We start from the raw sequence: 24,057 nt of genomic DNA, 5'->3' as shown, positions 1-24,057 counted from the left end.
ACCGGACCTCCGGACCGGCCGGACGGACGCTGCGGGGCCGGACCGGGCCTCCCGAGCGGAGCGCCGCCGCGCCAGCGGGACGCCAGGGCTGCCGGATAAGGTGACCGCATGCCGCAGCCGCTCGACCTCAGTGCCTCGTCCATCGACATCACCCGCGCGATATGCGACATCGAATCAGTGTCCGGCAACGAGGGCGCGCTCGCCGACGCGATCGAAGCCGCCCTGGCCCCGCTCGACCACCTCGACGTGGTCCGCGACGGCGACGCGATCGTCGCCAGGACGCAGCTCGGGCGGGAGCGCCGGGTCGTGATCGCCGGGCACATCGACACCGTGCCGCTCAACGACAACCTGCCGACCGAGTTCCGCACCACCGAGGACGGCACCGAGATCCTCTGGGGTCGCGGGACGGTCGACATGAAGGCCGGCTGCGCGGTGCAGCTCAAGCTCGCGGTGGACCTCGACGCCCCGAACGTCGACGTGACCTGGGTCTTCTACGACCACGAGGAGGTCAGCGACGCCCTGAACGGTCTCGGCCGCCTGGCGAGGACGCGTCCTGAACTCCTGGCCGGCGACTTCGCGATCCTCGGCGAGCCCTCGGGCGCACAGATCGAGGGCGGCTGCAACGGCAACCTCCGGGCCGAGATCCGCACCTCCGGCAAGCGCTCGCACAGTGCCCGGAGCTGGATCGGCGACAACGCCATCCACAAGACGGCCCCGATCCTGGCCACCCTCGCCGCCTACGAGCCCCGCACGGTCACGGTCGACGGACTCGAGTACCGCGAGGGCCTCAACGCCGTCGGGATCTCGGGCGGCATCGCCGGCAACGTCATCCCGGACGAGGCGATGGTGCACGTCAACTACCGGTTCGCCCCCTCCCGTTCCGCGGACGAGGCGGTCGAGCACATCCGCGAGCTCTTCGACGGCTACGACGTCACGATCGTCGACCTCGCCGCCGGTGCCCGCCCGGGCCTCGACGCCCCGCTGGCGCAGCAGTTCGTCGCGGCCGTGGGCGGTCCCGCGCCGCGCCCGAAGTACGGCTGGACCGACGTCGCGCGGTTCTCGGCGCTCGGCGTCCCGGCCGTGAACTACGGCCCCGGCGACCCCGTCTTCGCTCACCACGACGACGAGCAGGTCCCCGTCGCCCAGATCACGGCCGTCGAGGACGGGCTGCGGCGGTGGCTGACGGCGTGACCACCGCCTCATCGGCCGTGCCGCGTGGACGGTCGTCGCGAGCGGCGCTGACGTGGGTGGTCGTCCGGTGGCGGCTCGTGCCGTGGTGGTTGCGCATCACGGCGGTCTACGCGCTCTCGCGGGTCCTGACGACGGTGCTGATGTCCGGCTTCGCGAGGATCCAGCCCGCCAACTCGTTCACGGTGCAGCACCCGACGTACCTGTCGTTCGCGTCGATCTGGGACGGCGCCTGGTACCGGGTCATCGCGGCGAGCGGGTACCCGTCGACGCTGCCGGTGGACGCCGCCGGACACGTGACGGAGAACGCATGGGCGTTCATGCCCGTGTACCCGTTCACGGTCCGTGCGTTGATGACCCTGACGGGCGCCTCGTTCGAGTTCGTCGCCGTGTGGGTCTCGTTGCTCGCCGGGTGGGGTGCCGCCCTGGTGTTCCGGCGGCTGATGGGACGGTTCCTCGACCCGACGCGCGCGACCTTCGCCACGGTGCTGTTCTGTGTCGCGCCGGTCTCCGTGGTGTTCCAGGTCGCGTACGCCGAGGCACTCGGCCTCCTGCTGCTCCTCGTCGCGCTGCTCCTGCTCGTGCAGCGGCGGTTCTGGGCGATGCTGCCCGTGGTGCTGCTGCTCGGCATGACCCGACCGACCGGCCTGGCCTTCGCACTCCTCATGGGCCTGTTCGTGCTCGTCGGGGTGCTCCGGCCGGCCTGGCTGCGGATGTCCGAGCGGCTGACCCTCCGCACCGCTCTCGCCCCGGCCGTGGTCGCGGTGGTGTCCGGACTCGTCGGCCTCGCCTGGCCCGCGATCGCGTGGGCGGCGACCGGGGTCCCGAAGGCGTACACCGACACCGAGCTCGCCTGGCGGTCGTCCTACATCGGCTGGGGAGAACTCGTCCCGTTCACGCCGTGGGTGCAGGGCTTCGGGTGGTGGTTCCGGCAGCCGGCGGGCACGATCCTGCTCGTCGTGGTGCTCGTCGGGTTCGCGGCCGTGGTGTTCCAGCCGGCCGCCCGTCGCATCGGCCTCGAACTGCGGCTCTGGGGCGTGGCGTACCTGGTGTACCTGCTCGCGGTGTTCTTCCCGCAGTCGAGCACGTGGCGGATCCTGCTCCCGATCGCACCCCTGCTGGGCGTCGTGGCGTTGCCGCGATCGCGGGTCTACCGGGTGGTCCTCGTGGTCCTCGCGGTCGTGTTGCAGTGGACCTGGCTGTACTTCTGTTGGTGGGTCGACGGCTACGACTGGACGCCACCGTGACCGTTCCGGGTGCCCGCCGCGGACACCCCCGAGCTGGGCGGTTTCGCAGTCGCGCCTGTCTACGGGATAATGGCCCCTGTTCGTACTGCACGAAAGGGGACATCTGATGGCAGCGATGAAGCCGAGGACCGGCGACGGGCCGATGGAGGCTGTCAAGGAGGGTCGACTCATCATCGTGCGGGTTCCGCTCGAGGGTGGAGGCCGCCTGGTGGTCTCGGTCAACGACGCCGAGGCCAAGGAACTCCACGACGCACTGGCAGAGGTCGTCTCGGCCTAGTACGTCGACGCACCACCACGGAAGGCCCGGGACGCGTACGTCCCGGGCCTTCCGTGCGTCCGGCCCTGGCCTGGAGGCTGTCGGTCGCGCCCGCCATGATGGTCACGTGCCCCGGGACCGCGTCCGCAACCTGCCGATCCGCCGTGTCGAGGAGTACCTCGACCCGAGTCCCATGCCCCGCGACGAGTGGCCGGCGACGCTACCACCGGTCCGACAGCTCCTCGACGACGGCCTCGAACTCGGCCCCGTGACGGTCCTGGTCGGCGAGAACGGTGTCGGCAAGTCCACCCTGGTCGAGGCGATGGCCCTCGCGTTCGGCATGTCGCCCGAGGGCGGATCGACGGGATCGGGCCACTCGACCCGTCCCTCGGAGTCGTTCCTGGCGGAGCACATCCGCGTGGTCCGCGACTTCGGCGCCGCGCGGAGTGGGTTCTTCCTCCGGGCCGAGACCATGCACGGGCTCTTCACCTACCTCGAGCAGCACCCGGGCGCCCGACCCGAGACGCGGTACCACGAGCGCAGTCACGGGGAGTCGTTCCTGGAGTTCGTCATCGACCGCGCGCGGTGGCCCGGTCTGTGGCTCCTCGACGAGCCGGAGTCGGCGCTGTCGTTCTCGGGCTGCCTGACGCTCATCGCGCTCCTGCGGTCCATCGTCGAGGACGGGGTCGGGCAGGTGGTCCTGTCGACCCACTCGCCGGTGCTCGCGGCGTTCCCGGACGCGACGGTCCTCGAGGTCGGGGAGTGGGGCATCCGGCGGTCCGACTGGGCGGACCTGGACCTCGTCCGGAACCAGCGCGCGTTCCTGCAGGACCCGGGACGGTACCTGCGGCACCTGGAGTGACCCGGGTCTCCCGGCTGACGCACCGATCCGACGCACCCGGTGCCGACCGCGTCAGGCCGTGAGCTTCGTCATCTGCAGCAGCCCGTCGCCCGCTGGGGACAGGGCGCTGCGGACCGCGCCGGAGGTGGAGACCTCGGTGAGGAGCAGGCGGAAGTCCGTGGTCGCACGGTCCCGCTTGACGGGGTCGGCGACCTTGCCGCGCCACAGCGCGTGCGGGACGAGCACGGTGCCGCCGGTCTTCGCCAGGCGCAGGCCGTGCTCGACGTACTCGATGACGTGCTCCGGATCGGCGTCGATGAGGACGACGTCGTAGCTGGCGTCGTTCATCCGCGGCAGCACCTGGGCCGCACGACCCGGGATGAGGCGGACCCGACCGGGAGCGGTACCGGCGGCGATGAAGGCATCCCGTGCGTACTGCTGGTGGTCGATCTCGACGTCGATCGTCGTCAGCGTGGCGTCGGGCGCACCCGCGAGCAGGTACAGCCCCGACACGCCGAGGCCGGTCCCGATCTCGATGATGCTCGTCGCTCGGGACGCCGCGGCGATGACGCTCATCTGCGCCCCGATCGCCGGCGAGACCGGTTCGACCCCGAGCTCGAGGGAGTGCTCACGCGCACGGGCGACACCGTCGGGTTCGGAGACGATGTCCTCCGCGAACTTCCAGTTCGAGTCTTTCTCTGACACGCACACTCCTCGTCGGTCAACTCTACGGGTGACTCGCCGACTCCACGCGTTAGGCTCGCTCCCGTGAACATCCAGCTCGACAAGATCCTGATCATCGGGATCATCGCCGTGCTGTTGCTCGGGCCGCAGCGGCTGCCCCTCTACGCCCAGAAACTCGCCGACTTCGTCAAGGCCGTGCGCCGGTTCGCGGACAACGCCAAGGACCGGATGCGCGAGGAGATGGGCCCCGACTTCGACGACGTGGACTGGCAGAAGCTCGACCCGCGTCAGTACGACCCGCGCCGGATCATCCGGGACGCCCTGCTCGACTCGCCCTCGTCGGGGGCCGAAGCAGCGACGGCGGCGACCGTGACCGCCGCCAAGGTGCGGGCGCCCGCGCCGGTCGTGCCACTCACTGCGGGTGAACCCGCGCCGTTCGACGCCGAAGCGACCTGACACCGGCACACACGGGCACCGGGGGTCAGGACAGCGTCAAGCCGAGCTTCCGGCCGGCGAGTCCCCGACCCATCGCGGTGAGCCGGTCCGCCACGCCGTCGAGCGCGACCGCCGCGGGGTCCGTCGGGTCGCCGAGGACGACCGGGAGGCCCGCATCGCCTCCGGCACGCAGCGGCACCGAGAGCGGGACCCGGCCGAGCACCGGCACGGGGGAGTCCTGCCCGCGGGACAGGCGCCGAGCGGTCTCGTCCCCGCCGCCCTCGCCGAACAGGTGCAACACGCTGCCGTCGGGCTGCACGAGCCCCGCCATGTTCTCGACGACGCCGATGACCTTCTGACCGGTCTGCCGCGCGACGATCCCGCTGCGCTCGGCCACGTCCGCCGCTGCCGCCTGGGGGGTGGTCACGACGAGCACCTCGGCGTGCGGGAGCAGTTGGCCGACCGAGATCGCCACGTCCCCGGTGCCCGGCGGCATGTCGAGCAGGAGCACGTCGAGGTCGCCGAACCACACGTCGGACAGGAACTGGTTCACGGTCCGGTGCAGCATCGGGCCACGCCAGGACACCGCGGTCGAGACGTCGTCGACGAACATGCCGATCGAGACGACCTTCACCTCGTGGGCGACCGGCGGCAGGATCATGCTGTCGACACGGGTCGGCCGCGGGGCGACGCCGTGCTCGTTTGTGAGGCCCATCAGGCCCGGGATGCTGAAACCGTGCACGTCGACGTCGACGATGCCGACGCGCTGCCCTCGACGGGCGAGCGCCGCGGCGAGGTTCGCCGTGACCGTGGACTTGCCGACGCCGCCCTTGCCGCTCGTCACCGCGATCACCCGGGTCAGCGAGTCCGGGGTGAACTGCACGCCCTGGGGACGACCCTCGCGCAGCCGCTCCGTGAGGGCCCGACGCACGGCCGGGTCCATCACGGACACGTCCACGTCGACCGTCGCGACGCCCGCCACGGAACCGGCGGCGGACCGCACGTCCCGCTCGATGGTGTCCGCAGCCGGGCACCCCACGATCGTGAGCTGCAGGTCGACGCGCACCGAGCCTCCCGGCTGGACGTCCACGCCGCGGATCATGTCGAGCTCGGTGACGGGCCGGCGGATCTCGGGGTCGAGGACGCGGCCGAGCGCGGTGAGGACCGCGGCGGCGAGCTGGTCCTCGGTGGTGGTGCCGTCAGCCACGCGTCACCGAACGCTCGTGGCCGTGCCCGCGGTCGTCCAGGTCGTCGAGGTCGTCGGGGTCGACGTCGCGACGGTCGAGTTCCTCGAGCAGGGAGCGGAGCTCGGCGCGGATGAAGTCCTTCGAGGCCATGTCGCGCATCGCCAGGCGGAGGGCGACGACCTCGCGGGCCAGGTACTCGGTGTCGGCCAGGTTCCGCTCGGCCCGCTGCCGGTCCTGCTCGAACTGCACGCGGTCGCGGTCGTCCTGCCGGTTCTGCGCGAGCAGGATCAGCGGTGCCGCGTACGAAGCCTGCAGCGAGAGCACCAGGGTCAGCGCGGTGAAGCCGATCGCCGCGGAGTCGAACTGCCACGACTTCGGTGACAGCGTGTTCCAGCCCATCCAGAGCACGCAGAACAGGGTCAGGCCGATCAGGAACCAGGGCGTGCCCATCGCACGAGCGATGCCCTCGGTCGCGCGACCGAACGCGTCACCGCGTCCACGTCGACGGGTCGGCAGGACGCGGGTGCGCATGCCCTTCGGGGAGTCGAGGCGTTCCTCCGGCCGCTCCCGGCGGTTCTCATCTGGGCGTACCACGATTCGTCCTCCTTCCCGAGGGGACCGCCGTGCGGCGGGTGCGGGTCCGCGGTCGCGACGCGGCGCCGGGGTTGGCGTCGGCCGCGTCCTGACTCCGCCAGTCGTCCGGGAGGACGTGGTCGAGGACGTCGTCGATGGTCACCACCCCGACGAGTCGGTGGGCGTCGTCGACCACGGGGACGGACAGGAGGTTGTAGGTCGCCATCACGCGCGTGACCTCGGCGGCGCTCGCGTCGACCTTGACCGGCTCGGTCTGCTGGTCGATGAGGGTGCCGAGACGCTCGTTCGGCGGGTACCGGAGCATGCGCTGGAAGTGCACGAGGCCGAGGAACCGGCCGGTCGGCGGCTCGTACGGCGGCAGCGTGACGCACACCGCGGCACCGAGCACCGGGGCGAGTTCGTGGCGACGCACCAGGGCCAGGCCCTCGGCGACGGTCGAGTCGGCGGACAGGATCACCGGCTCGGTCGTCATGAGACCACCCGCGGTGTCCGGCTCGTACTCGAGCAGCATGCGGACGTCCTGCGCCTCCTCCGGCTCCATCAGCTCGAGGAGGGCCTCACTGCGCTCGTCGGGCAGCTGCGCCAGCAGGTCGGCGGCGTCGTCCGGCTGCATCTGGTCGAGGACGTCGGCGGCGCGGGCGTCCCGCAGCGCGGACAGGATCTCGATCCGCTCCTGGTCCGGCATCTCCTCGAGCACGTCGGCGAGCCGGTTGTCCGGCAGCTCCTCGGCCACTTCGAAGCGGCGCTCGGACGGCAGGTCGAGCAGGGTCGACGCCAGGTCGGCGGGCACCAGGTCGGAGTAGGCGGCGATGACGTGCTCGGCGGACTGGGACTCACCGGGGAGCTCGTCCTCGGTAACCTCGTTCCACGTGGCGAAGGTGGTCGGCCCCTTGCCGAACGGCGAGGGCGTGGTCTTCGGCTTGCGCAGGAACAGCTGCGCGATCGACCAGTCGCCCTGCCCGTGGTCCTCGATCGCGACGTCCTCGATGGTCGCCCGGATCTGCTCCTTCTTGATGAGCACCTTGCGGCCGAGGATCTCCGCGATCACCCGGACCTCACCGCCGCGCTGCTCGAAGCGGCGCATGTTGACCAGTCCGGTCGTGATGACCTGCCCGGCACCGATCGAGGTGATCCGGCCGATGCTGACGAAGATGCGGCGCTTGCCGGGGACCTCGACGATCAGGCCGACGACCTGCGGGGCGTCGACGCGGCGGTACACGACGAGGACGTCACGCACCCGGCCGACACGGTCGCCCGCGGGGTCGAAGACGGAGCACCCGGCGAGGCGGGCGACGAAGACCTTCGAGGCGCTCACCCGTCCAGCGTAGTCGCTCGCCCGCCCCTGCTCGCCGCCCCTTCCCTGGTGGTTCTCGTGTGATCGCAAGGACTCCGGTGGATGATGACTGGGTGAGCACTCAAAGCCCCTTCGGCGGCCGCACGGCACAGGCGTTCCCCACGCTGCCCCGCGGTGACGTCCTCGGCACCTTCGACAGCTACCCCGAAGCACAGCGCGTGGTCGCGAAGCTCGCCGAGGCGGACTTCCCGGTCGCCAAACTGTCCATCGTCGGCAACGACCTCAAGACCGTCGAGCGGGTCACCGGCAAGATGACCTACGGGCGGGCCGCCCTGGCGGGTGCGCTCTCCGGGCTCTGGCTCGGGTTCTTCTTCGGCATCGTCCTGACGCTCTTCTCGCCGCAGGCCGGCGGGCTCTTCTTCGCCGCGGCCGTCATCGGTGCGGGCTTCGGCATGCTGTACGGGATCGTCTCGTTCGCGATCACGAAGCGGCAGCGGGACTTCACGAGCATCCACCAGGTCCTCGCCACCACCTACCAGATCGTCGTCGATCCGCAGCTGTCGGGTCAGGCGCAGCGCATCCTCGGTCAGGGCGGCGCGATCGAGCACACGTCGTGGGACCAGCCCGGCGGGCCCGGGTACCGCGGGCAGCAGCAGCTCGGCGGGCCCGGCCAGCAGCAGTGGGGTCCCGGTCCCGGCGTCCCGCCGCAGAGTGCGCCGCCGCAGTACGGCCAGCCCGGTCAGCAGTGGCGTCCGGGCGCTGCGCCGCAGGGGTCGCCGTACGGCGGCCACGCGACGCCGCACCAGCCGGGAGGCCCGGGGCGGCCCGCCGGACCGGACCAGCAGCAGGGTGGGGACGGAGCAGCGCCGAGCGCTCCGGGTGGACAGGGGCCGGCGACGCCCCGGTACGGCACGAACGACGGGCCCCGCTACGGCACGAACGACGGAGCGGTCCGTCCGGCTCCGACCGGTGACGGTCCCGCGCACCGCCCCGCCGCGCCGCGGTACGGGACGAACGAGGGGGCCGCCCGGACACCCGGATCCGACGGTGGTGCCGGTGCCGACCAGGCGCAGCGTCCGTCCGGGTCGACCCGGAGCTACGGCACGAACGACGGGCCCCGCTACGGCGAGCAGGCTCCGACGTCGGCGGGCGGCACCGGTCCCGCCGCTGAGGGGGACCCGGCGACCCCGGACGCCGGGCATCGTCAGGACGACGGCACGGACCGGCGAGCGGGTGACGACCGGCGGGCATGACGTCCCGTCGCTGCTGCAGGCCGACTGCGCGCGTCGACCGCGTCGCCGGCACGTGTCGGATGCGCCGCCGTTCCGGCGGACACCACAGATGACGACGGGCTCCCGGTCGACGCCGATCGACCGGGAGCCCGTCGTCGTTCCCGGAGCATTCCGGGTCCGACTCGGTGGGTCGTCAGAGGATCTTCGAGAAGCAGACCGACTGTGCAGCGCCCACGTACGGCCCGAAGTTCGCGATGCGGCGGAAGCCCTCGCGCTCGTAGAACCGGATCGCGCCCTTCTGCTCCGTCCCCGTCTCGAGGACGAGCGCCGGGGATCCGAGGTCGAGCGCCGCCTCCTCCAGCCGACGCAGGATCAGCGCCGCGACGCCGGACCCGCGGGACTCGGTCCGCACGTACATCCGCTTCACCTCGGCGATCCCGTCGTCCACCATCCGCAGCCCACCGCACCCGACCGGCGTCCCCGCTTCGTCGCGCGCGACGAAGAACACGGCGATCGAGTCGGCGGTCGGCTTCGGGCCCGGCTCGGTGTCCGCTCCGTACGTGCTCTCGATCTCGATGCGCTGTGCTGCTCGCAGCCGCTGTGCGTCGGGCGAGTCGAAGTGCTCGACGTCGATCAGGAAGGTACTCGAGGGGGCTTCAGCGCTCACGAGGCTCAGGCTAGCGCGCAGAACGGGCGATCCACCCCTCCACTTCCGAGGGGGTCCGGGGGATGCCGACGGACAGGTTCTCGGCGCCGTCCTCGGTCACCAGGATGTCGTCCTCGATCCGGACGCCGATCCCGCGGAACTCCTCGGGCACGGTGAGGTCGTCCTGCTGGAAGTACAGGCCGGGCTCGATCGTGAAGACCATCCCGGGCTGCACGATGCCGTCGAGGTACATCTCGCGCCGGGCCTTCGCGCAGTCGTGGACGTCGAGGCCGAGGTGGTGGCTCGTGCCGTGCACCATGTAGCGACGGTGGAACTGGTTGTCCGGCTGCAGCGACTCCTCGGCGGAGACCGGCAGGAAGCCCCACTCAGCGGTCTTCCGCGCGATGACCTCCATCGCGGTGGCGTGCACCTGCCGGAACGTGATGCCCGGCTCGACGATCGCGAACGCGGCGTCGGCGGCCTCGAGCACGGCCTCGTAGACCATCCGCTGCACGGGGGAGAACGTGCCGCTCACGGGCAGCGTGCGGGTGATGTCGGCCGTGTAGAACGAGTCGACCTCGACCCCGGCATCGATGAGGATGAGGTCGCCCGGCTGGACGGCGCCGTCGTTGCGGGTCCAGTGCAGGATGCAGGCGTGGTGGCCGGCGGCGGCGATGGTGTCGTAGCCGACCGTGTTGCCGTCCGCGCGGGCGCGACGGTTGAACGTGCCCTCGACGATGCGCTCGCCGCGGGGGTGCGCGAGCACCGCGTCGAAGTCCGCGATGACGTCGTCGAAGCCGTGCTGGGTCGCGTCGACGGCCTTGCGCAGCTCGTGCACCTCGTAGGGGTCCTTCACGAGGCGGAGTTCGGACAGGTCGCGCGACAGGACGTCGTCGGCCGCGGGGGTACCGTCCTGCTCCGCCGCTCCGCCGACCGTCGTGCCGAGACGCTCGTCGAGTGCGCGCGTGAAGTCGGGGTCGGCGTCACGGACCACGAGCACGGAGGCGTCGAGCCCGGCCAGCGCGTCGTCGAGCTCACCGAGGTCGGCGGTCGCGACGCCGAGGTCGGCGGCGACCTCGGCCAGGGAGGGGCGCGGCCCGACCCAGAACTCGCCGATCTCCGGGTTGGCGTAGAACTCCTCCGAGTCGCGGCCCGCCGTCGCGCGGAAGTACAGGGTGGCGTCGTGTCCGCTGCCGTTCGGCGCGAGGACGAGCACGGAGCCGACCACGGTGTCCGTGCCCCACCCGGTCAGGTGGGCGAAGGCGGAGTGCGGGCGGAACGGGTAGTCGCAGTCGTTTGAGCGGACCTTCGCCTGTCCCGCCGGCACGACGATCGTGCGGCCGGTGTGCAGCTCGGACAGACGGGCACGACGTGCGGCGGCGAAGGCCGACTGCTCGCGTGGCGCCGGCAGCGGACGCTCCCGTTCGGCCCAGTTCGAAGCGATGTGGTCCTTGAACACGGACGAGCCGGGAGTGGTGGAGCGGTTGCTCGTCGCGCGGGGAGTGGTGTCGGCCATGTCCCCCATCATCGCACCGCGCTTCCGGGTCTTCGCGTGGCGGGCGTCCGATCGGATCGACCCGGCCGGTTCCGCGACGCAGGGGGAGCGTTCCGCGGCCACCTGTGGCGGCATCGGAACACGGAGGGCGGGCCGTTCCGGGATCGGAACGGCCCGCCCTCGTGTCGCCGGTCAGACGACCTGCGACACCGGTGCCTGCCCGCCGGGTCCGTCGGGGGACCACCGGCTGGACGAGTGGTGCTCGATGGTCAGTTCGAGCGTCCGTTGACGTCGCGTCGGTCGTCGTCGTTCCAGTCGGGCTTGCGCACGCCGGACTTGGCGACACCGCGACTGAGGATGTAGGCGGCCGTCACGATCGCGACGTACAGCCAGGCCTGGTCGGCGCCGAAGCCGCTGTGGCCTTCGTCCGCGTTGTCGACGACCGCCGACGCGATGAGGATCGCGATCGACACGACCAGCCACGCGTAGAACTCGGTCGTCTTGAGCGCGGACTTGGTCTCGTTCCAGGTGGCACGGACGACTGAGTCGTGTCGTGCGGGATTCCCTGCCGTGTTCGACATGGTCACTCCTTCTGATCTCCGCCACCGCACTTCGATGGCGTCATGCACGCCACAGTTGTCTCGCTCGGTTGATTACTCACTCAGCTTCGGTTCACAGCGACGCCGAGGAGGATGGTGATCATCCAGGACACGAGGGGACGATCGACGATGAAGTCCGAAGGCGACGCGCACAAGACACCCGGCCTGTTCACCAGCGAGCCCCGGACCAGCGGGGGTGCCGCCGCCATCGCGAGCCTGCAGGAACTCAGCGACAGCGTCCACGACGCGGACGAGCGGGCGCTGCGCGCATTGGGGATGTTGCCCATCGACGCTCTCGCCCTGCGGTTCCTCGTGCTCGCGCAGCACGAGGCACGAACGGTGAAGCCGACGCAGCTCGCACAGGCATTGCGGCTCTCGACCGCTGGGATCACGAAGCTCGTCGATCGACTCGTCCGCGACGGCCGGGCGGCTCGCGGACCGAACCCGCGTGACCGTCGCAGTGTCGTCGTCACCGCAGCTGGAACAGCGGAGCAAGACCTGGCAGCTGCCTACGGACACATCCATGCTCCACTGATCGCGACCATCGACGCGCTCAGCGACGACGAAGCGGCCGCCGTGGAACGCTTCGCGTCCCGGCTCGCGGCCGCCCTCCGCGACGGATCCAGCACGCCGAGGACTCCGCCCGTGGTCGAGATGCACCCCGGCAACGGCGGCAGCGGCGGCAGCGGCGGGTGATCGGCCACGCATCCCTGAACGGCGTGCGACCGGCCGGTGACCTGTGGATAGCATTGCCGCGTGCCTGAAGCGTTCATCGACCTGCACGCTCACTCGAGCGTCTCCGACGGCACCGAGCGCCCTGCTGACCTCGTCCGTGCGGCGGCGGTGAGCGGGCTCGACTGCGTCGCCCTCACGGACCACGACACCACGGCCGGATGGGCAGAGGCGTCCGACGCCGCTCGAGAGCTCCCGCTCACCCTGGTGCCCGGGCTCGAGTTGAGCACCCGGACGGGCTGGCGGAGCGTGCACGTGCTCGGGTACCTCGTCGACCCGACGGATCCCGCACTCGTCGCCGAGACCGACGCCATCCGTGACGGTCGGCTCACGCGTGCCCGCAGCATGGTCGATGCCATCGGCCGTGACCACCCCATCACCTGGGACGACGTCCTGGCCGAGGCGAGCGTCGGAGCGACCATCGGGCGCCCTCACATCGCCGATGCGCTCGTCCGGCTGGGGCTCGAGACGGACCGGAGTGCTGCGTTCGGCGGGATCCTGCACCCGTCGTCCGGGTACTACGAACCCCACGACGCCCCGACGCCCCTGCGCGGCGTGGAACTCGTCCGCGCGGCCGGTGGCGTCCCGGTGATCGCGCACCCGGCGGCCTCGTCGCGTGGCATCGTGATCGACGAACCGATGCTCCGGGAACTCGTCGACGCCGGCCTCGGCGGGCTCGAGGTCGACCACCGGGAGAACATCGCCGAGGGCAAGCGGACGCTGCTGGAGTGGGCCGAGCGCTACGGCCTGTTCGTCACCGGTTCGAGCGACTACCACGGCACCGGCAAGCCGAACCGCCTCGGGGAGCACCGGACGGCGCGCCGTTCCTTCGACGCGATCGTCGGCCAGGCGACCGGCAGCGTGCCCGTCGTCGGCCCTGGTTCGCGCCTGTCCTGACCCGGTCGGCTGGTCCGTCGGCCGGGTCACGGGCCTCCCGTCCGAGGGTGCGTCCAGCCGCCGCAGGGGCCGGAACCGCGGTTTCCACAGGCGAGCCCGCCGTGTCGGTCGCAGCCGCGCCACGGGCCCCGGGACGACGGAGGCCCCGTCACGCTCGTGACGGGGCCTTCGGCCTGGAGGCGCTACTCGCCGTCCGTGGATCCCTGCGGTGCCGAGGCGGCCGCCTCCGACGAGCCACCGCCGCCGCGACGGCGGCGACGCCGACGGCGCTTCTGCACGCCGTCGGCGGCGTCGTCACCGGCGGGGGAGGTGGGTGCCGACGCAGTGGCCGGGGCAGCGGCGTCCGCTGCCGGGGCGGAGCGCTCCGGAGCCGGGCGGTCACCCGAGGTGCGGCGGGAGCCGGTCTGCTCGGAGCCCGACGACCGGGTGCGGCTGCGCGACCGCGACCCGCTGGCGCTGCCGGAGCCCGAACCGGACCCGGAGCGTCCACCGGAAGCCGGCTTCTCGGCGCCGGCGGTGGCGGCGTGCGACGACGCGCCGGGCAGGCGGCCCTTGGTGCCGGCCGGGATGTCCAGGTCGGTGAAGAGGTGCGGCGACGACGAGTACGTCTCGACGGGCTCGGGGATGCCGAACTCGAGCGCCTTGTCGATGAGCGTCCACTTGTGCAGGTCGTCCCAGTCGACGAAGGTGACGGCGATGCCGGTCTTGCCGGCACGACCGGTGCGGCCCGCGCGGTGCAGGTACGTGTCGGGGTCGTCCGGGATCGTGTGGTTGATGACGTGCGTGACGTCGTCCACGTCGATGCCCCGCGCGGCCACGTCGGTCGCGATGAGGACGTCGCGCTTGCCGGCCTTGAAGGCGGCCATCGCGCGCTCGCGCTGCTCCTGGTTGAGGTCGCCGTGGACGGCCGCGGCGTTGAAGCCACGGTCCTTCAGCTCCTCCACGATGCGTGCGGCGGCACGCTTGGTGCGCGTGAAGATGACGGTCTTGCCGCGGCCCTCCGCCTGGAGGATGCGGGCGATGACCTCGTCCTTGTCCAGGGAGTGCGCGCGGTAGATGACGTGCTTGATGTTCGCCTGCATCAGACCCTCGTCGGGGTCCGTCGCGCGGATGTGCACCGGGCGGGACATGAAGCGACGCGCGAGTGCGACGATCGGCGCGGGCATCGTCGCCGAGAAGAGCATGGTGTGGCGGACCGCCGGGACCGACTGGAAGATGCGCTCGATGTCGGAGAGGAACCCGAGGTCGAGCATGCGGTCGGCCTCGTCGAGGACGATCTCCTGTACCTGCGAGAGGTCGAGGAGCCGCTGCCGCTGCAGGTCGATGAGACGGCCGGGCGTCCCGACGACGATCTGGGCGCCGGCCTTGAGCTGCTCGACCTGGCCTTCGTAGGCCTTGCCGCCGTAGATCGAGACGAGCTTCGTCGACCGGTTGACCATCGCGGACTCGAGGTCCTCGGACACCTGCACCGCGAGTTCCCGCGTGGGCACGACGACGAGCGCCTTCACCCCCGGCCCGGGGTCTGCGCCGAGGCGCTGGATCAGCGGCAGGCCGAACCCGAAGGTCTTGCCGGTGCCGGTCTTGGCCTGACCGATGATGTCCTGGCCGGTCAGGGCGAGCGGGATCGTCTGCTGCTGGATCGGGAAGGGCTCGATGATGCCCTTGCTCGCGAGCGCATCGACGATGTCCTGCTCGATCTGGAGTTCTGAGAAAGTCAAGAAGTTCACCCTGTTCGTGGGGAGGAGTCCCGCCCAGTCTACCGACGTGCCGGACGGGGATGAGCCGACCCGTATGCTGGTCGTGTGGTGTCGTGGTGGAACCGGAAGCGCGCTGCGCAGCTCGCCGCGGCCTGGCTCGCGTCGCGGAACCCGCGCGGCGGTGCCGTCGAGCGTCTGCGACTCGACGACGTCAGTCCCGAGCTCGACGTCTACCTCGGTCAGGCCGCCTACCTCCAGCTGTCGCTGTACGAGACGATGGGGCGTGCCGGAGCCGGCGCGCCGACGCTCTCGGGCCGTCTGGTGACCGGGGTGCTCGCGACGACCGCCCTCGAGCGGCACCGGGCCATCGTCGCCGAGATCGAGCGCGGCGGTGAGGAACCCGCCGAGCTGATGGCGCCGCACCGGGACGCGATCGACACGTTCCTCGAGCGGACGAGTGGTGCGGACTGGTACGAGTCGATGCTGACCGGCTACGTCACCGCGGGCATCCTCAACGACCTGTTCGCCAACCTGCTCCGGTCACTCCCGATCGACGTCCGGCAGCGCCTGCGCACGGTGTTCGACGCGCGGGAGGAACCCGCCGTGGTCGAGGAGCTCACCGCCCGCATCGACGAGGACCCGGTCGTGGCGTCCCGTCTGGCGATGTGGGGACGACGGCTGGTCGGGGACACGCTGCTCGTGGCCCGGTCCGCGTTGGCGTCACACGCCCGGGAGGACCAGGAGCGCCTCGAGCCGGTCTGGACCGAGCTCATCGCGGCGCACACCCGGCGGATGGACGCGCTCGGCCTGACGGCCTGACAGTCAGCCTGTCGGGGCTGACCCGCCGGTGCGACGCGACCGCGCAGCGGGCGTCAGACGCCCTGCTTGACCGAACGCTCGTAGTGCGCCTGGTCGGCGGCGGTGCGACGGCGGCCGAGGACGACCTCGACCACCAGGGCGACCGCGGCGGCACCGAGCAGGGCGACGACCCAGATCCAGGTGCCGTCGTACGGCCACCCGGCCCAGGTCAGCGCCTCCCACAGCACGGCCGCGACGATGCCGCCGACCACCGGGCCGACCACGACGCCACGGGTCCTGCGCCACGGCACGACCACGTGGGCGACGGCCCCGAGCAGGATCCCGCCGAGGACGGCGAAGAGGAGCTCCACGCCAGGAGCGTCAGGCGACGAAGCCGATGCGGCGCGACTCTTCCGAGCCCACCTCGACGTACGCGAGAGCAGCGACCGGCACGATGAACCGGCGGCCCTTGTCGTCCTTGAGTGACAGGTGCGTCGCCTGGGAGGCGAGGGCCTCGGAGACGGCGGTCTCGATCTCGTCGGCGGACTGCGCCGTCTCGAAACCGATCTCACGCGGGCTGTTGATGATGCCGATCTTGATGTCCACGAAGCTCAGCGTAGTCGAGCGCCCCCTGCCTGCCCGGCTCGTTCGCCGCGGGCGCACACCCCGCCCGGCAGCCGGCGCGGGCGGCACGGGATGTCGGCCGCGCTCGGTACCGTACGACCGTGCCACCGACCACCCTGACGCCCGCTCCGGACCTCGGCACGGTCACGCGCGCGCTCGTGGCGGACCCCGGCCAGCAGGCCGTCCTGGCACTGCCGGACGGGGTGCACGCGGCGGTGTCCGGTGCCCCGGGCACGGGCAAGACGAGCACGCTGACGCGTCTGGTGGCCGACCGCTTCGCCCGTCCCGACGCCGTCGACGCCGCGGGCAACGCGACCGTCCTGGCGCTGACCTCGGCGCGCGTGGCCGCCACCGCCCTCCGCGACCGGCTCGCCGCCGCGGTGGACCGGGTCACGCCGGGAGCGCTCGCCCGCACCGTGAACTCCCTGGCCTTCCAGGTCGTGGCGCACGCGGCGACCGTGCAGGGGCAGGAGGCACCGACCCTCCTGACCGGTGGTGAGCAGGACCGCATCCTCGCCGACCTCCTCGCCGGCCACGAACTCGACGGCACCGGCCCGGACTGGCCGGCCCCGATCACCGCGGTGGTGCGGGAGCGCGCCGGCTTCCGCACGGCCCTCCGCGACCTCATGATGCGGGCGGTCGCCGCCGGCATCGAACCCGACGACATGCGCGAGCTCGGCGACGAGACGGGCCACCCCGAGTGGCGTGCGGTGGGCGACCTCGTCGACGAGTACCGCGCCACCGTGACCGCGTTCCGTGCGACGAACCTCGACGCCGCCGAACTCGTGGCCTTCGCGACCGCCGCGGTGCTCCGCGGCGACCTCCCGCCCGCGGTGGCCGCACTGCGCCTGGTGGTCGTCGACGACGTCCAGGAACTCGTCGAGGGCGAGATCGCCCTGCTCGGTGCGCTCGCCCGCTCCGGTGTGCAGGTCGTGGCGTTCGGGGACCCGGACATCGCCGCATCCGCCTTCCGCGGTGGGGTCCCCGACGTGCTCGGACGGCTCGGTCCACGCCTCGGCGTCGAGCACGTGCAGGAGATCGTGCTCGGCACGGTGCACCGGCACGCGGCCCCGATCCGGTCCCTCGTCACCGGCGTCACGGGGCGCATCGGCACCGCGGCCGCCGGTCGGCAACGCGCTGCCGCATCGCGGGAGGCCCGTGGCCGCTCCGACGCCGTCCTGCACCTGGAAGCCCCCAGCCGTTCCGCGATGGTGGCCGCGGTGGCGAGACGTCTCCGCGAACACCGGCTGCTCGACGGGGTGCCGTGGCACCGGATGGTCGTCGTCACCCGCAGCGGCGCCGCGATCCCGGAACTCGTCCGGGCGCTCTCGGTCGCCGAGGTCCCCGCGACCGCCGGCGCCGCGCCCACCCGTCCCCGCGACGAGACGGCCTCCCGGGCGCTCGTCGACGCGGCCGCCGTCGCACTCGGCGTGGTGCCGCTCGACGCCGCACTCGCGACGTCCTTCGCGACGGGGCCGCTCGGTGGGCTCGACACCCTGGCGATCCGCCGACTCCGTCTGGCGCTCCGGCGCGAGGAGCTGGCCGGTGGCGGGACCCGCACGGCCGACGAGCTCCTCGTCGATGCCCTCGGCGCCCCGGAACGGCTCGCGACGATCGACGCCGCCTTCGCCCGACGGGCCGCGCGGCTGGCGACGAGCTTCGTGACTGCCCGTCACGACGCCGAGACCGGCGCGAGCATCGAGGAGATCCTCTGGGGGCTGTGGGAACGCAGCGGCCTCGCCGGTGTCTGGCGGTCGCAGTCGGTCGCCGGCGGTGTCGGTGCTGCCGAGGCGGACCGTCACCTCGACGCCGTGGTGGGGCTCTTCACCGCCGCCAAGCGCTTCGTCGAGCGGACGCCGGACGCCCCGGCGCGCGTGTTCATCGACGACCTCCTCGGTGCCGACCTCCCCGAGGACTCGATCGGGCCGGACCGGACCGCCGGGCGCGTCCGGGTGCTGACCCCCTCGGCCACCGTCGGACTGGAGTGCGACGTCGTCGTGGTGACGGGCCTCCAGGACGGTGTCTGGCCGAACACCCGCGTGCGCGGCAGCCTGCTCGACCCGGACGGGTTGGTCCGTGCCGCCGCCGGGATCCCGCACTCGCCGACGGACGACCGGGCGGCGGTCATCGGGGACGAGCTGCGGTTGTTCGCCCGTGCCGTGTCCCGGGCGACGACCCAGGTCGTCATCGCGACCGTGGCGAACGACGACGAGTCGCCGTCACCGTTCGTCCGGCTCGTGCCGGTTCCGCCCGACCGGCAGCCGTCGGCGCACCCGCTCTCGCTGCGCGGACTGGCCGGGTCACTGCGCCGCCGCGTGGTCGCCACGGGCGACTCCGAGGCCGCCTCGGCGCTCGCACGACTCGCCGCCGAGGACGTCCCCGGCGCGTCGCCCGACGACTGGTACGGCCTGGCCGAGCCCACGACGGATGCGCCGCTCGTCGACCTGGACGCCGAGCCGGTCGTGCCCGACGGCGGCGACGAGCCGGTCCCGCCGACCGTGTCGGTGTCGCCGTCGCGCATCGGCACCTTCGAGGAGTGCCCGGTGCACTGGTTCGCGCAGACGTTCGGCGGCGGTGCCCCGAGCCCGGCGATGGGCATCGGGACGATCGTGCACGAGGCCATGGAGCACGCGACCGACGTCGACGTCGAGTCGCTGTGGCAGCGCGTCGAGGACCGGTGGGACGAGCTGACGTTCGAGTCGCCGTGGATCGCCGACCGCGAGCGCGCCCGGACCCGGCGGATGATCGAGGGCCTCAGCGACTACCTGCGGACCTTCGCGAGCGCGGGGCGTCGTCTGCTCGGCGCGGAGTCGTCGTTCGCGCTCGTGACCGGCCCGGCCCGGGTGCGGGGGAGCATCGACCGCATCGAGGTCGACCCGGACGGCCGGATCAGCATCGTCGACCTCAAGACCGGACGTTCCATGCCGAGCGAGAAGAACGACATGCCGGGGCACCCGCAGCTCGCCGCCTACCAGCTCGCCGTCGCCGACGGTGCGGTCGAGGGCGTCCCTGCGGGCTCGGAGACCACCGACGCGCGGCTCGTGTTCGTGCAGAACCCGAAGGGCGTGCACGCCTACTCCGAGCGGACGCAACGGGCACTCGACCCGGAGTCCCGCGAGGCGTACCGCGAGCGGTTGCACGACGTCGCCCGCGGCATGGCGGGGCGGACGTTCCTGGCGAACGTCGACGACCACTGCGACCGCGCCCGGACGGGTAGCGAGTGCCGGATCCACGTGGTGGGCGAGGTGACCTGGTGAGCGCGGAGGAGACGACGGCGCTGGACGGTCCCGCGACCGACAGCGCCCTGGAGCGGCTCCCGCGGGTCGGTGCCGACGCGATCGCCGACGCGCTCGGCAAGCCCCGACCGACCGAGCAGCAGCGCGCGGTCATCGAGTCACCGCTCGCGCCCGCCCTCGTCGTCGCGGGGGCCGGCAGCGGAAAGACCGAGACGATGGCCTCCCGGGTCGTCTGGCTGCTCGCGAACGGGTACGTCCAGCCGGACCAGGTGCTCGGTCTGACCTTCACCCGCAAGGCGGCGGGTGAGCTCGGCGTCCGCATCAACGACCGGATCGCCGCGCTCGAGGACGCCGGACTCATCCCGACCGGCGACGCCTTCCTCGCGCCGACGGTGTCGACGTACAACGCGTTCGCCAACGCCGTGTTCCGCGAGAACGCCCTGCTCGTCGGCCGGGACGGCGAGTCCCAGGTGCTCACCGAACCCTCCGCCTGGCAGCTCGCCCGCCGGGTGGTCGTCGCCGCGCGGGACGACCGCCTGGCCGGCCTCGACCGGAACGTCGACACCATCACCGCGGCGGTCGTCGCGCTCGCCGGGGCCGCGTCCGAGCACCTCGTCGACCCGGCGGACCTCCGACGCTTCGCCATCGACTTCGGGGAGCTGCTGGAACTGCCCGGGTCGAGCCGGGGCACGCCGTACCGGGCCGTCACCGACGCCGTCGCCGCGATCGGGTCGCTCGAGCCGCTCGCCGACCTCGTGGAGGAGTTCCGCCGGCAGAAGGTGGACCGCGGCTTCGTCGAGTTCTCCGACCAGATCGCCCTGGCGCTCGCCGCGGCCGACGCAGCCCCCCGGGTGGCCACCGACCTGCGCGCACGCTTCGCGGTGGTGCTCCTCGACGAGTACCAGGACACCTCGGTCGTGCAGACGCGGTTCCTCGCCCGGCTGTTCCGGGACCACCCGGTGATGGCGGTCGGGGACCCGCACCAGTCCATCTACGGGTTCCGCGGTGCGAGCGCCGCGAACCTCGCCCGCTTCCCGGCGGACTTCGGCGAGTCGGCGGCCGGACCCGTCGTGACGTACGCCCTGTCGACGAGTTGGCGGAACCCCGTCGACGTGCTCGCCGCCGCGAACGCGGTCGTGCACCCGCTCTCGGCCGCGTCCGAGGTCCGGGTCGAGCAGCTCGCACCCCGGCCGGGAGCCGACCGCGGCACCGTCGCCGTCGTCTTCCCGGAGACCCTGCCGGAAGAGGCCGATGCGGTCGCCGCCTGGTTCGCGGACCACCGCGCACGGAACCCCGGTGGGTCGATGGCGCTCCTGCTGCGCGCGCGGAAGGACCTGGCGGCGTTCACCGCGGCCCTCGCGGCCCGGACGGTGCCGTACCACGTGCTCGGCACCGGCGGACTGCTGCAGCGGCCGGAGATCGTCGACCTGGTCGCGTGCCTCCGCGTGCTCCACGACCCGGCCGCCGGCAACGACCTCATCCGGTTGCTCGCCGGGGCCCGGTGGCGGGTCGGCGCCGCGGACGTCGTCGCCCTGCACGGCCTCGCCCGCTGGTTGTTCGGGCGCGACCACACGCACCGGCGCCTCGACGACGACGTCACGGCGGCGTTCCGGGCCTCCGTCGCCGCGGGGGAGCAGGGCTCCGTGGTCGACGCCCTCGACTTCGTCACGACCGCCCCGGACGACCACTCCGCGCTGGCCGACATCAGCCCGACCGGTCGCGAGCGGATGCGTGCCCTCGGTGCCCAGCTGGCCTCGCTCCGCGCGCGGGCCGGCGGTGACCTGGTCGACTTCGTCACCCTCGTCGTGCAGGAGATGCGGCTCGACATCGAGGTCGCCGCACACGAGCAGGGCGGCTCGGCGTACCTCGACGCCTTCGTCGACGAGCTGAGCGGGTTCGTGCAGACGGACGACCGCGCCGACCTCGGCGCGTTCCTCGGTTGGATCGACGCGGCTGCTCGTCGTGACGACATGGGCCCGCGGTCCGAGGAGCCCGAGGGCGGCACGGTCCAGATCCTGACGATCCACGGGTCGAAGGGCCTGGAGTGGGACGCCGTCGCCGTGCCCCGGATGGTGGAGGGCGCCCTGCCGGCGCGTCCGCAGGAGGGCTCGACGGGATGGCTCGGCTTCGGCCGTCTGCCGTACGAGTTCCGCGGTGACGCCGAGGAGCTGCCGCGCCTCGCCTGGCGCGGGCAGGAGACCCAGAAGGACGTCGTCGACGCGATCGACGCGTTCAAGGACGAGGTCAAGGCGAGGAACGAGGACGAGGAGCGTCGGTTGACGTACGTCGCACTCACCCGCGCCAAGCACGAGCTGCTCGTGACCGGGTCGTCATGGTCGACGGGCGTGAAGCCCACGGCTCCGAGCCGGTACCTGCACGACCTCGTCGACGCCGGGGTGCTGCCGGCCGACCGGATCCCGGAGGGCTCCGCGCACGAGTCGAACCCGCTCGGCGACCAGGGGGCGTCGCAGACCTGGCCCCACGTGCCGTTCGGCTCGCGGGGGCCACGGGTGCTCGCGGCCGCCGAGCGCGTGCGCAACGCCAACCCCGGAGCCGCCGGTCGCCACGCCGCCGACATCGACCTGTTGCTCGCGGAACGACGGGCGTCGCGATCGGCCACGCACGCGGTGGCCGTCCCGCACCGCGTGCCGGCGTCCGGGTTCAAGGACTACCTCGGTGAGCCCGACCGGGTCGCGGAGCGGTTGCGCCGCCCGATGCCGGAGCGGCCCTACCGTGCGACCCGCCTCGGCACGCTGTTCCACCAGTGGGTCGAGCAGCGTGCTCGTGGTGGAGGTGCCGTGGCGCCGCTCGGTGGGTGGGACGGCGGTCTCGACGCGTGGGACGGCGAGCTCGACCTCGACCTCGGCGAGACCGCGCCCGCCGTCGACGGCGACCTCGCGGTGACCGACGACGACGCCCGGCGCCTGGCCGCCTTCCAGGACACCTTCGCCCGTTCGCGGTGGGCCGGCCTGACCCCCCTCGAGGTCGAGCGGGAGATCCACATCCCGTTCCTCGGGCACAGCGTCGTGTGCAAGCTCGACGCCGTGTACGAGATCGACGGTCGCATCGAGGTCGTCGACTGGAAGACCGGCGGGGCCCCGATCGGAGCGGACGACCTCGATCGTCGGCAGTTGCAGCTCGCGCTCTACCGGGTCGCGTACGCCGAGTTCACCGGGCGTCCGATCGAGGACGTCGACGCGGTGTTCTACTTCGTCGCGGATGACCTCGAGGTCCGACCGACGTCACTGCTCGACCGTGCCGGGCTGGAGCGCGCCTGGCGCGAGGCGATCGGCTGAACCGCGCCGAGCGTCCGGGCCCGACGAGGCCCTGTCAGCCGTGCCGGCGTTCGGTGGAGGACAGGAGCTGCTCGACCTCGCCGATCTCCATGGTCTCCGGCGACACCGCCTGCAGGGGAGCGGCGGTGGGGGCGTGCACCGCTTCGGCGAGGCGGTGCATCATCGCGACCGCGTCGTCGACGACCTCGGTGCTCTTCACCTGCACGCCGTGCAGGAGCCACTGCGCGGTCTCGAGTTCGTGGTGCACGCGGGCGCGCTGGCCGAGCTGGCGGTCACGGCCGCCGCCACCGGCGGTGTAGGCGCTGAGGACGGTGTCGAAGGCCGCACGACGGCCGGCGAGCACCCAGGCGAGGTCCTTCGCCGGGTCGCCGAGGCGGAGTTCGCCCCAGCCGAGCACACCGGTGACCTCGTCGCCCTGCACGAGCAGCGAGTCGACGCCGAGCGAGCCGTGCACGACGGTGGGGGTGAACTGCCAGAGCTGCTGGTCGCGGGCGGCGCCCTCCCACCGCTGCTGCAACGCGGTCGGCACGAGCTTCGTCGCGACCGCGCGGTCCATGACGGACACGGCGGAGCGGAGCACCTCGAAGGGCGTCAACGAGGGCAGGCCGGCGTCCGTGACGAAGCTCGTCGGCAGGACGTGGAGTGCGGCGACCGCGCGACCGACGCTGGTGGCCAGCTCCGGGCGGTCGGTCAGGTCACGGAGCGCGGGGTGCTCACCCTCGACGTACGAGGTCAGGATCGCGCGGGTCGAGCCGATCGGCGCCTGACCGCGGTACTCCGGGACGGCGAACGGGAGGCGCGTGCGGATCCCGGCGCTGAGGGCCCGGATCGCGACGAGGTCGGCGGACTGACGCGCCTCGGCGCGCTGGTTCCGGGGTCGGCGGATGGCCGAGCTCCGGCCCTCGTCGTCGCGGACGACCGCCGACTCGTAGTCACCGGCGGCCACCGAGCCGAGCGTGCGCGTCCCGGTCAGGACGAGCCCGGGCACGGCCGTCGTCGCCAACGCGGCTAGAGTGAACTGCGATCCCGCCATGCCCATCAGGGTAGGTCCGCGGCGCATCCGATCGGTGCGCGCCACG

22 protein-coding genes are annotated in these 24,057 nt (G+C 72.5%); 11 read left to right on the top strand and 11 right to left on the bottom strand.

Annotation, left to right across the window (positions count from 1 at the left end):
* Nucleotides 1-108 precede the first annotated feature (108 nt).
* The 4 genes from dapE (at nt 109) to DEI83_RS06860 (ending at nt 3,553) form a co-directional block, all read left to right on the top strand.
* Nucleotides 109-1,191: a succinyl-diaminopimelate desuccinylase gene (gene dapE / locus DEI83_RS06875; protein ID WP_111081033.1), complete on the top strand. Its 1,083-nt coding sequence runs from the start codon at nt 109-111 to the stop codon at nt 1,189-1,191.
* The gene (locus DEI83_RS06870; RefSeq protein WP_258371088.1) at nt 1,188-2,435 is read left to right on the top strand and encodes a mannosyltransferase family protein; all 1,248 of its coding nucleotides are present in this window, start codon (nt 1,188-1,190) and stop codon (nt 2,433-2,435) included. The genes dapE and DEI83_RS06870 overlap by 4 nt, the downstream gene beginning before the upstream one ends.
* Nucleotides 2,436-2,541: 106 nt before the next feature.
* Entirely contained in the window at nt 2,542-2,712 is a 171-nt protein-coding gene (locus DEI83_RS06865; RefSeq protein ID WP_017887054.1) for a DUF3117 domain-containing protein, read from the top strand.
* A 172-nt stretch (nt 2,713-2,884) separates the two neighbouring features.
* Nucleotides 2,885-3,553: an AAA family ATPase gene (locus tag DEI83_RS06860; protein WP_111081092.1), complete on the top strand. Its 669-nt coding sequence runs from the start codon at nt 2,885-2,887 to the stop codon at nt 3,551-3,553.
* A 51-nt stretch (nt 3,554-3,604) separates the two neighbouring features.
* Here the strand turns inward: DEI83_RS06860 and DEI83_RS06855 are convergent, their stop codons facing one another.
* Nucleotides 3,605-4,237 carry an O-methyltransferase gene (locus tag DEI83_RS06855; RefSeq protein WP_110823687.1) on the bottom strand — a complete coding sequence of 211 codons (633 nt, stop codon included), beginning with the start codon at nt 4,235-4,237 and terminating at the stop codon, nt 3,605-3,607.
* Nucleotides 4,238-4,300: 63 nt separating this feature from the next.
* On the opposite strand from DEI83_RS06855, the gene DEI83_RS06850 reads away from it, so the two are divergent.
* Nucleotides 4,301-4,672 carry a Sec-independent protein translocase TatB gene (locus tag DEI83_RS06850; protein WP_111081032.1) on the top strand — a complete coding sequence of 124 codons (372 nt, stop codon included), beginning with the start codon at nt 4,301-4,303 and terminating at the stop codon, nt 4,670-4,672.
* A gap of 25 nt (nt 4,673-4,697) precedes the next feature.
* On the opposite strand, the gene DEI83_RS06845 is transcribed toward DEI83_RS06850, so the two are convergent.
* Genes DEI83_RS06845 through DEI83_RS06835 form a run of 3 tightly spaced genes read right to left on the bottom strand, consistent with a single transcriptional unit; the run spans nt 4,698 to nt 7,747 of the window.
* Nucleotides 4,698-5,858 (bottom strand): Mrp/NBP35 family ATP-binding protein, encoded by a 1,161-nt coding sequence (locus DEI83_RS06845; protein WP_111081031.1) that lies wholly within the window; start codon nt 5,856-5,858, stop codon nt 4,698-4,700.
* Nucleotides 5,851-6,369 (bottom strand): DUF1003 domain-containing protein, encoded by a 519-nt coding sequence (locus tag DEI83_RS06840; RefSeq protein WP_111081030.1) that lies wholly within the window; start codon nt 6,367-6,369, stop codon nt 5,851-5,853. Before DEI83_RS06840 ends, DEI83_RS06845 begins: the two co-directional genes overlap by 8 nt.
* Before the next feature lie 46 nt (nt 6,370-6,415).
* Complete coding sequence (locus DEI83_RS06835) at nt 6,416-7,747, bottom strand: magnesium transporter MgtE N-terminal domain-containing protein (RefSeq protein ID WP_111081029.1); 1,332 nt, start codon at nt 7,745-7,747, stop codon at nt 6,416-6,418.
* A 92-nt stretch (nt 7,748-7,839) separates the two neighbouring features.
* Here DEI83_RS06835 and DEI83_RS15885 point away from each other — a divergent pair, with 92 nt between their 5' ends.
* Nucleotides 7,840-8,979 (top strand): general stress protein, encoded by a 1,140-nt coding sequence (locus DEI83_RS15885; RefSeq protein WP_181431110.1) that lies wholly within the window; start codon nt 7,840-7,842, stop codon nt 8,977-8,979.
* A gap of 172 nt (nt 8,980-9,151) precedes the next feature.
* Here DEI83_RS15885 and DEI83_RS06825 read toward each other — a convergent pair whose 3' ends face one another.
* The 3 genes from DEI83_RS06825 to DEI83_RS06815 form a co-directional block, all read right to left on the bottom strand.
* The gene (locus tag DEI83_RS06825) at nt 9,152-9,625 is read right to left on the bottom strand and encodes a GNAT family N-acetyltransferase (RefSeq protein ID WP_220034284.1); all 474 of its coding nucleotides are present in this window, start codon (nt 9,623-9,625) and stop codon (nt 9,152-9,154) included.
* Between the two features lie 10 nt (nt 9,626-9,635).
* Complete coding sequence (locus tag DEI83_RS06820) at nt 9,636-11,120, bottom strand: aminopeptidase P family protein (RefSeq protein WP_181431109.1); 1,485 nt, start codon at nt 11,118-11,120, stop codon at nt 9,636-9,638.
* A 248-nt stretch (nt 11,121-11,368) separates the two neighbouring features.
* Nucleotides 11,369-11,680 carry a hypothetical protein gene (locus tag DEI83_RS06815; protein WP_111081027.1) on the bottom strand — a complete coding sequence of 104 codons (312 nt, stop codon included), beginning with the start codon at nt 11,678-11,680 and terminating at the stop codon, nt 11,369-11,371.
* A 147-nt stretch (nt 11,681-11,827) separates the two neighbouring features.
* On the opposite strand from DEI83_RS06815, the gene DEI83_RS06810 reads away from it, so the two are divergent.
* Both DEI83_RS06810 and DEI83_RS06805 read left to right on the top strand, forming a co-directional pair.
* Nucleotides 11,828-12,394: a MarR family winged helix-turn-helix transcriptional regulator gene (locus tag DEI83_RS06810; RefSeq protein WP_181431108.1), complete on the top strand. Its 567-nt coding sequence runs from the start codon at nt 11,828-11,830 to the stop codon at nt 12,392-12,394.
* Between the two features lie 60 nt (nt 12,395-12,454).
* Entirely contained in the window at nt 12,455-13,327 is an 873-nt protein-coding gene (locus DEI83_RS06805; RefSeq protein ID WP_111081025.1) for a PHP domain-containing protein, read from the top strand.
* A gap of 182 nt (nt 13,328-13,509) precedes the next feature.
* Here DEI83_RS06805 and DEI83_RS06800 read toward each other — a convergent pair whose 3' ends face one another.
* Nucleotides 13,510-15,045 carry a DEAD/DEAH box helicase gene (locus tag DEI83_RS06800; protein ID WP_111081090.1) on the bottom strand — a complete coding sequence of 512 codons (1,536 nt, stop codon included), beginning with the start codon at nt 15,043-15,045 and terminating at the stop codon, nt 13,510-13,512.
* A gap of 87 nt (nt 15,046-15,132) precedes the next feature.
* On the opposite strand from DEI83_RS06800, the gene DEI83_RS06795 reads away from it, so the two are divergent.
* Nucleotides 15,133-15,843, top strand: coding sequence for a ferritin-like domain-containing protein (locus DEI83_RS06795; protein ID WP_258371087.1), 711 nt, complete (start codon nt 15,133-15,135; stop codon nt 15,841-15,843).
* A gap of 53 nt (nt 15,844-15,896) precedes the next feature.
* On the opposite strand, the gene DEI83_RS06790 is transcribed toward DEI83_RS06795, so the two are convergent.
* Entirely contained in the window at nt 15,897-16,193 is a 297-nt protein-coding gene (locus tag DEI83_RS06790; protein ID WP_111081024.1) for a hypothetical protein, read from the bottom strand.
* A 10-nt stretch (nt 16,194-16,203) separates the two neighbouring features.
* On the bottom strand, nt 16,204-16,428 hold the full coding sequence (locus DEI83_RS06785; RefSeq protein ID WP_111081023.1) for a DUF3107 domain-containing protein: 225 nt from the start codon (nt 16,426-16,428) through the stop codon (nt 16,204-16,206).
* A 119-nt stretch (nt 16,429-16,547) separates the two neighbouring features.
* Between DEI83_RS06785 and DEI83_RS06780 the strand changes: the two genes are divergently transcribed.
* The gene (locus tag DEI83_RS06780) at nt 16,548-19,703 is read left to right on the top strand and encodes a UrvD/REP family ATP-dependent DNA helicase (protein ID WP_111081022.1); all 3,156 of its coding nucleotides are present in this window, start codon (nt 16,548-16,550) and stop codon (nt 19,701-19,703) included.
* Nucleotides 19,700-22,978, top strand: a complete 3,279-nt coding sequence (locus tag DEI83_RS06775; protein WP_258371086.1) for an ATP-dependent DNA helicase — start codon at nt 19,700-19,702, stop codon at nt 22,976-22,978. Before DEI83_RS06780 ends, DEI83_RS06775 begins: the two co-directional genes overlap by 4 nt.
* A 34-nt stretch (nt 22,979-23,012) precedes the next feature.
* Here DEI83_RS06775 and DEI83_RS06770 read toward each other — a convergent pair whose 3' ends face one another.
* Nucleotides 23,013-24,011: a phosphotransferase gene (locus tag DEI83_RS06770; protein WP_111081087.1), complete on the bottom strand. Its 999-nt coding sequence runs from the start codon at nt 24,009-24,011 to the stop codon at nt 23,013-23,015.
* Nucleotides 24,012-24,057 lie beyond the last annotated feature (46 nt).

It is taken from the genome of Curtobacterium sp. MCBD17_021 (genome assembly GCF_003234525.1).
Classification (GTDB): domain Bacteria; phylum Actinomycetota; class Actinomycetes; order Actinomycetales; family Microbacteriaceae; genus Curtobacterium.
This window is presented reverse-complemented; position numbering and strand designations above follow the sequence as displayed.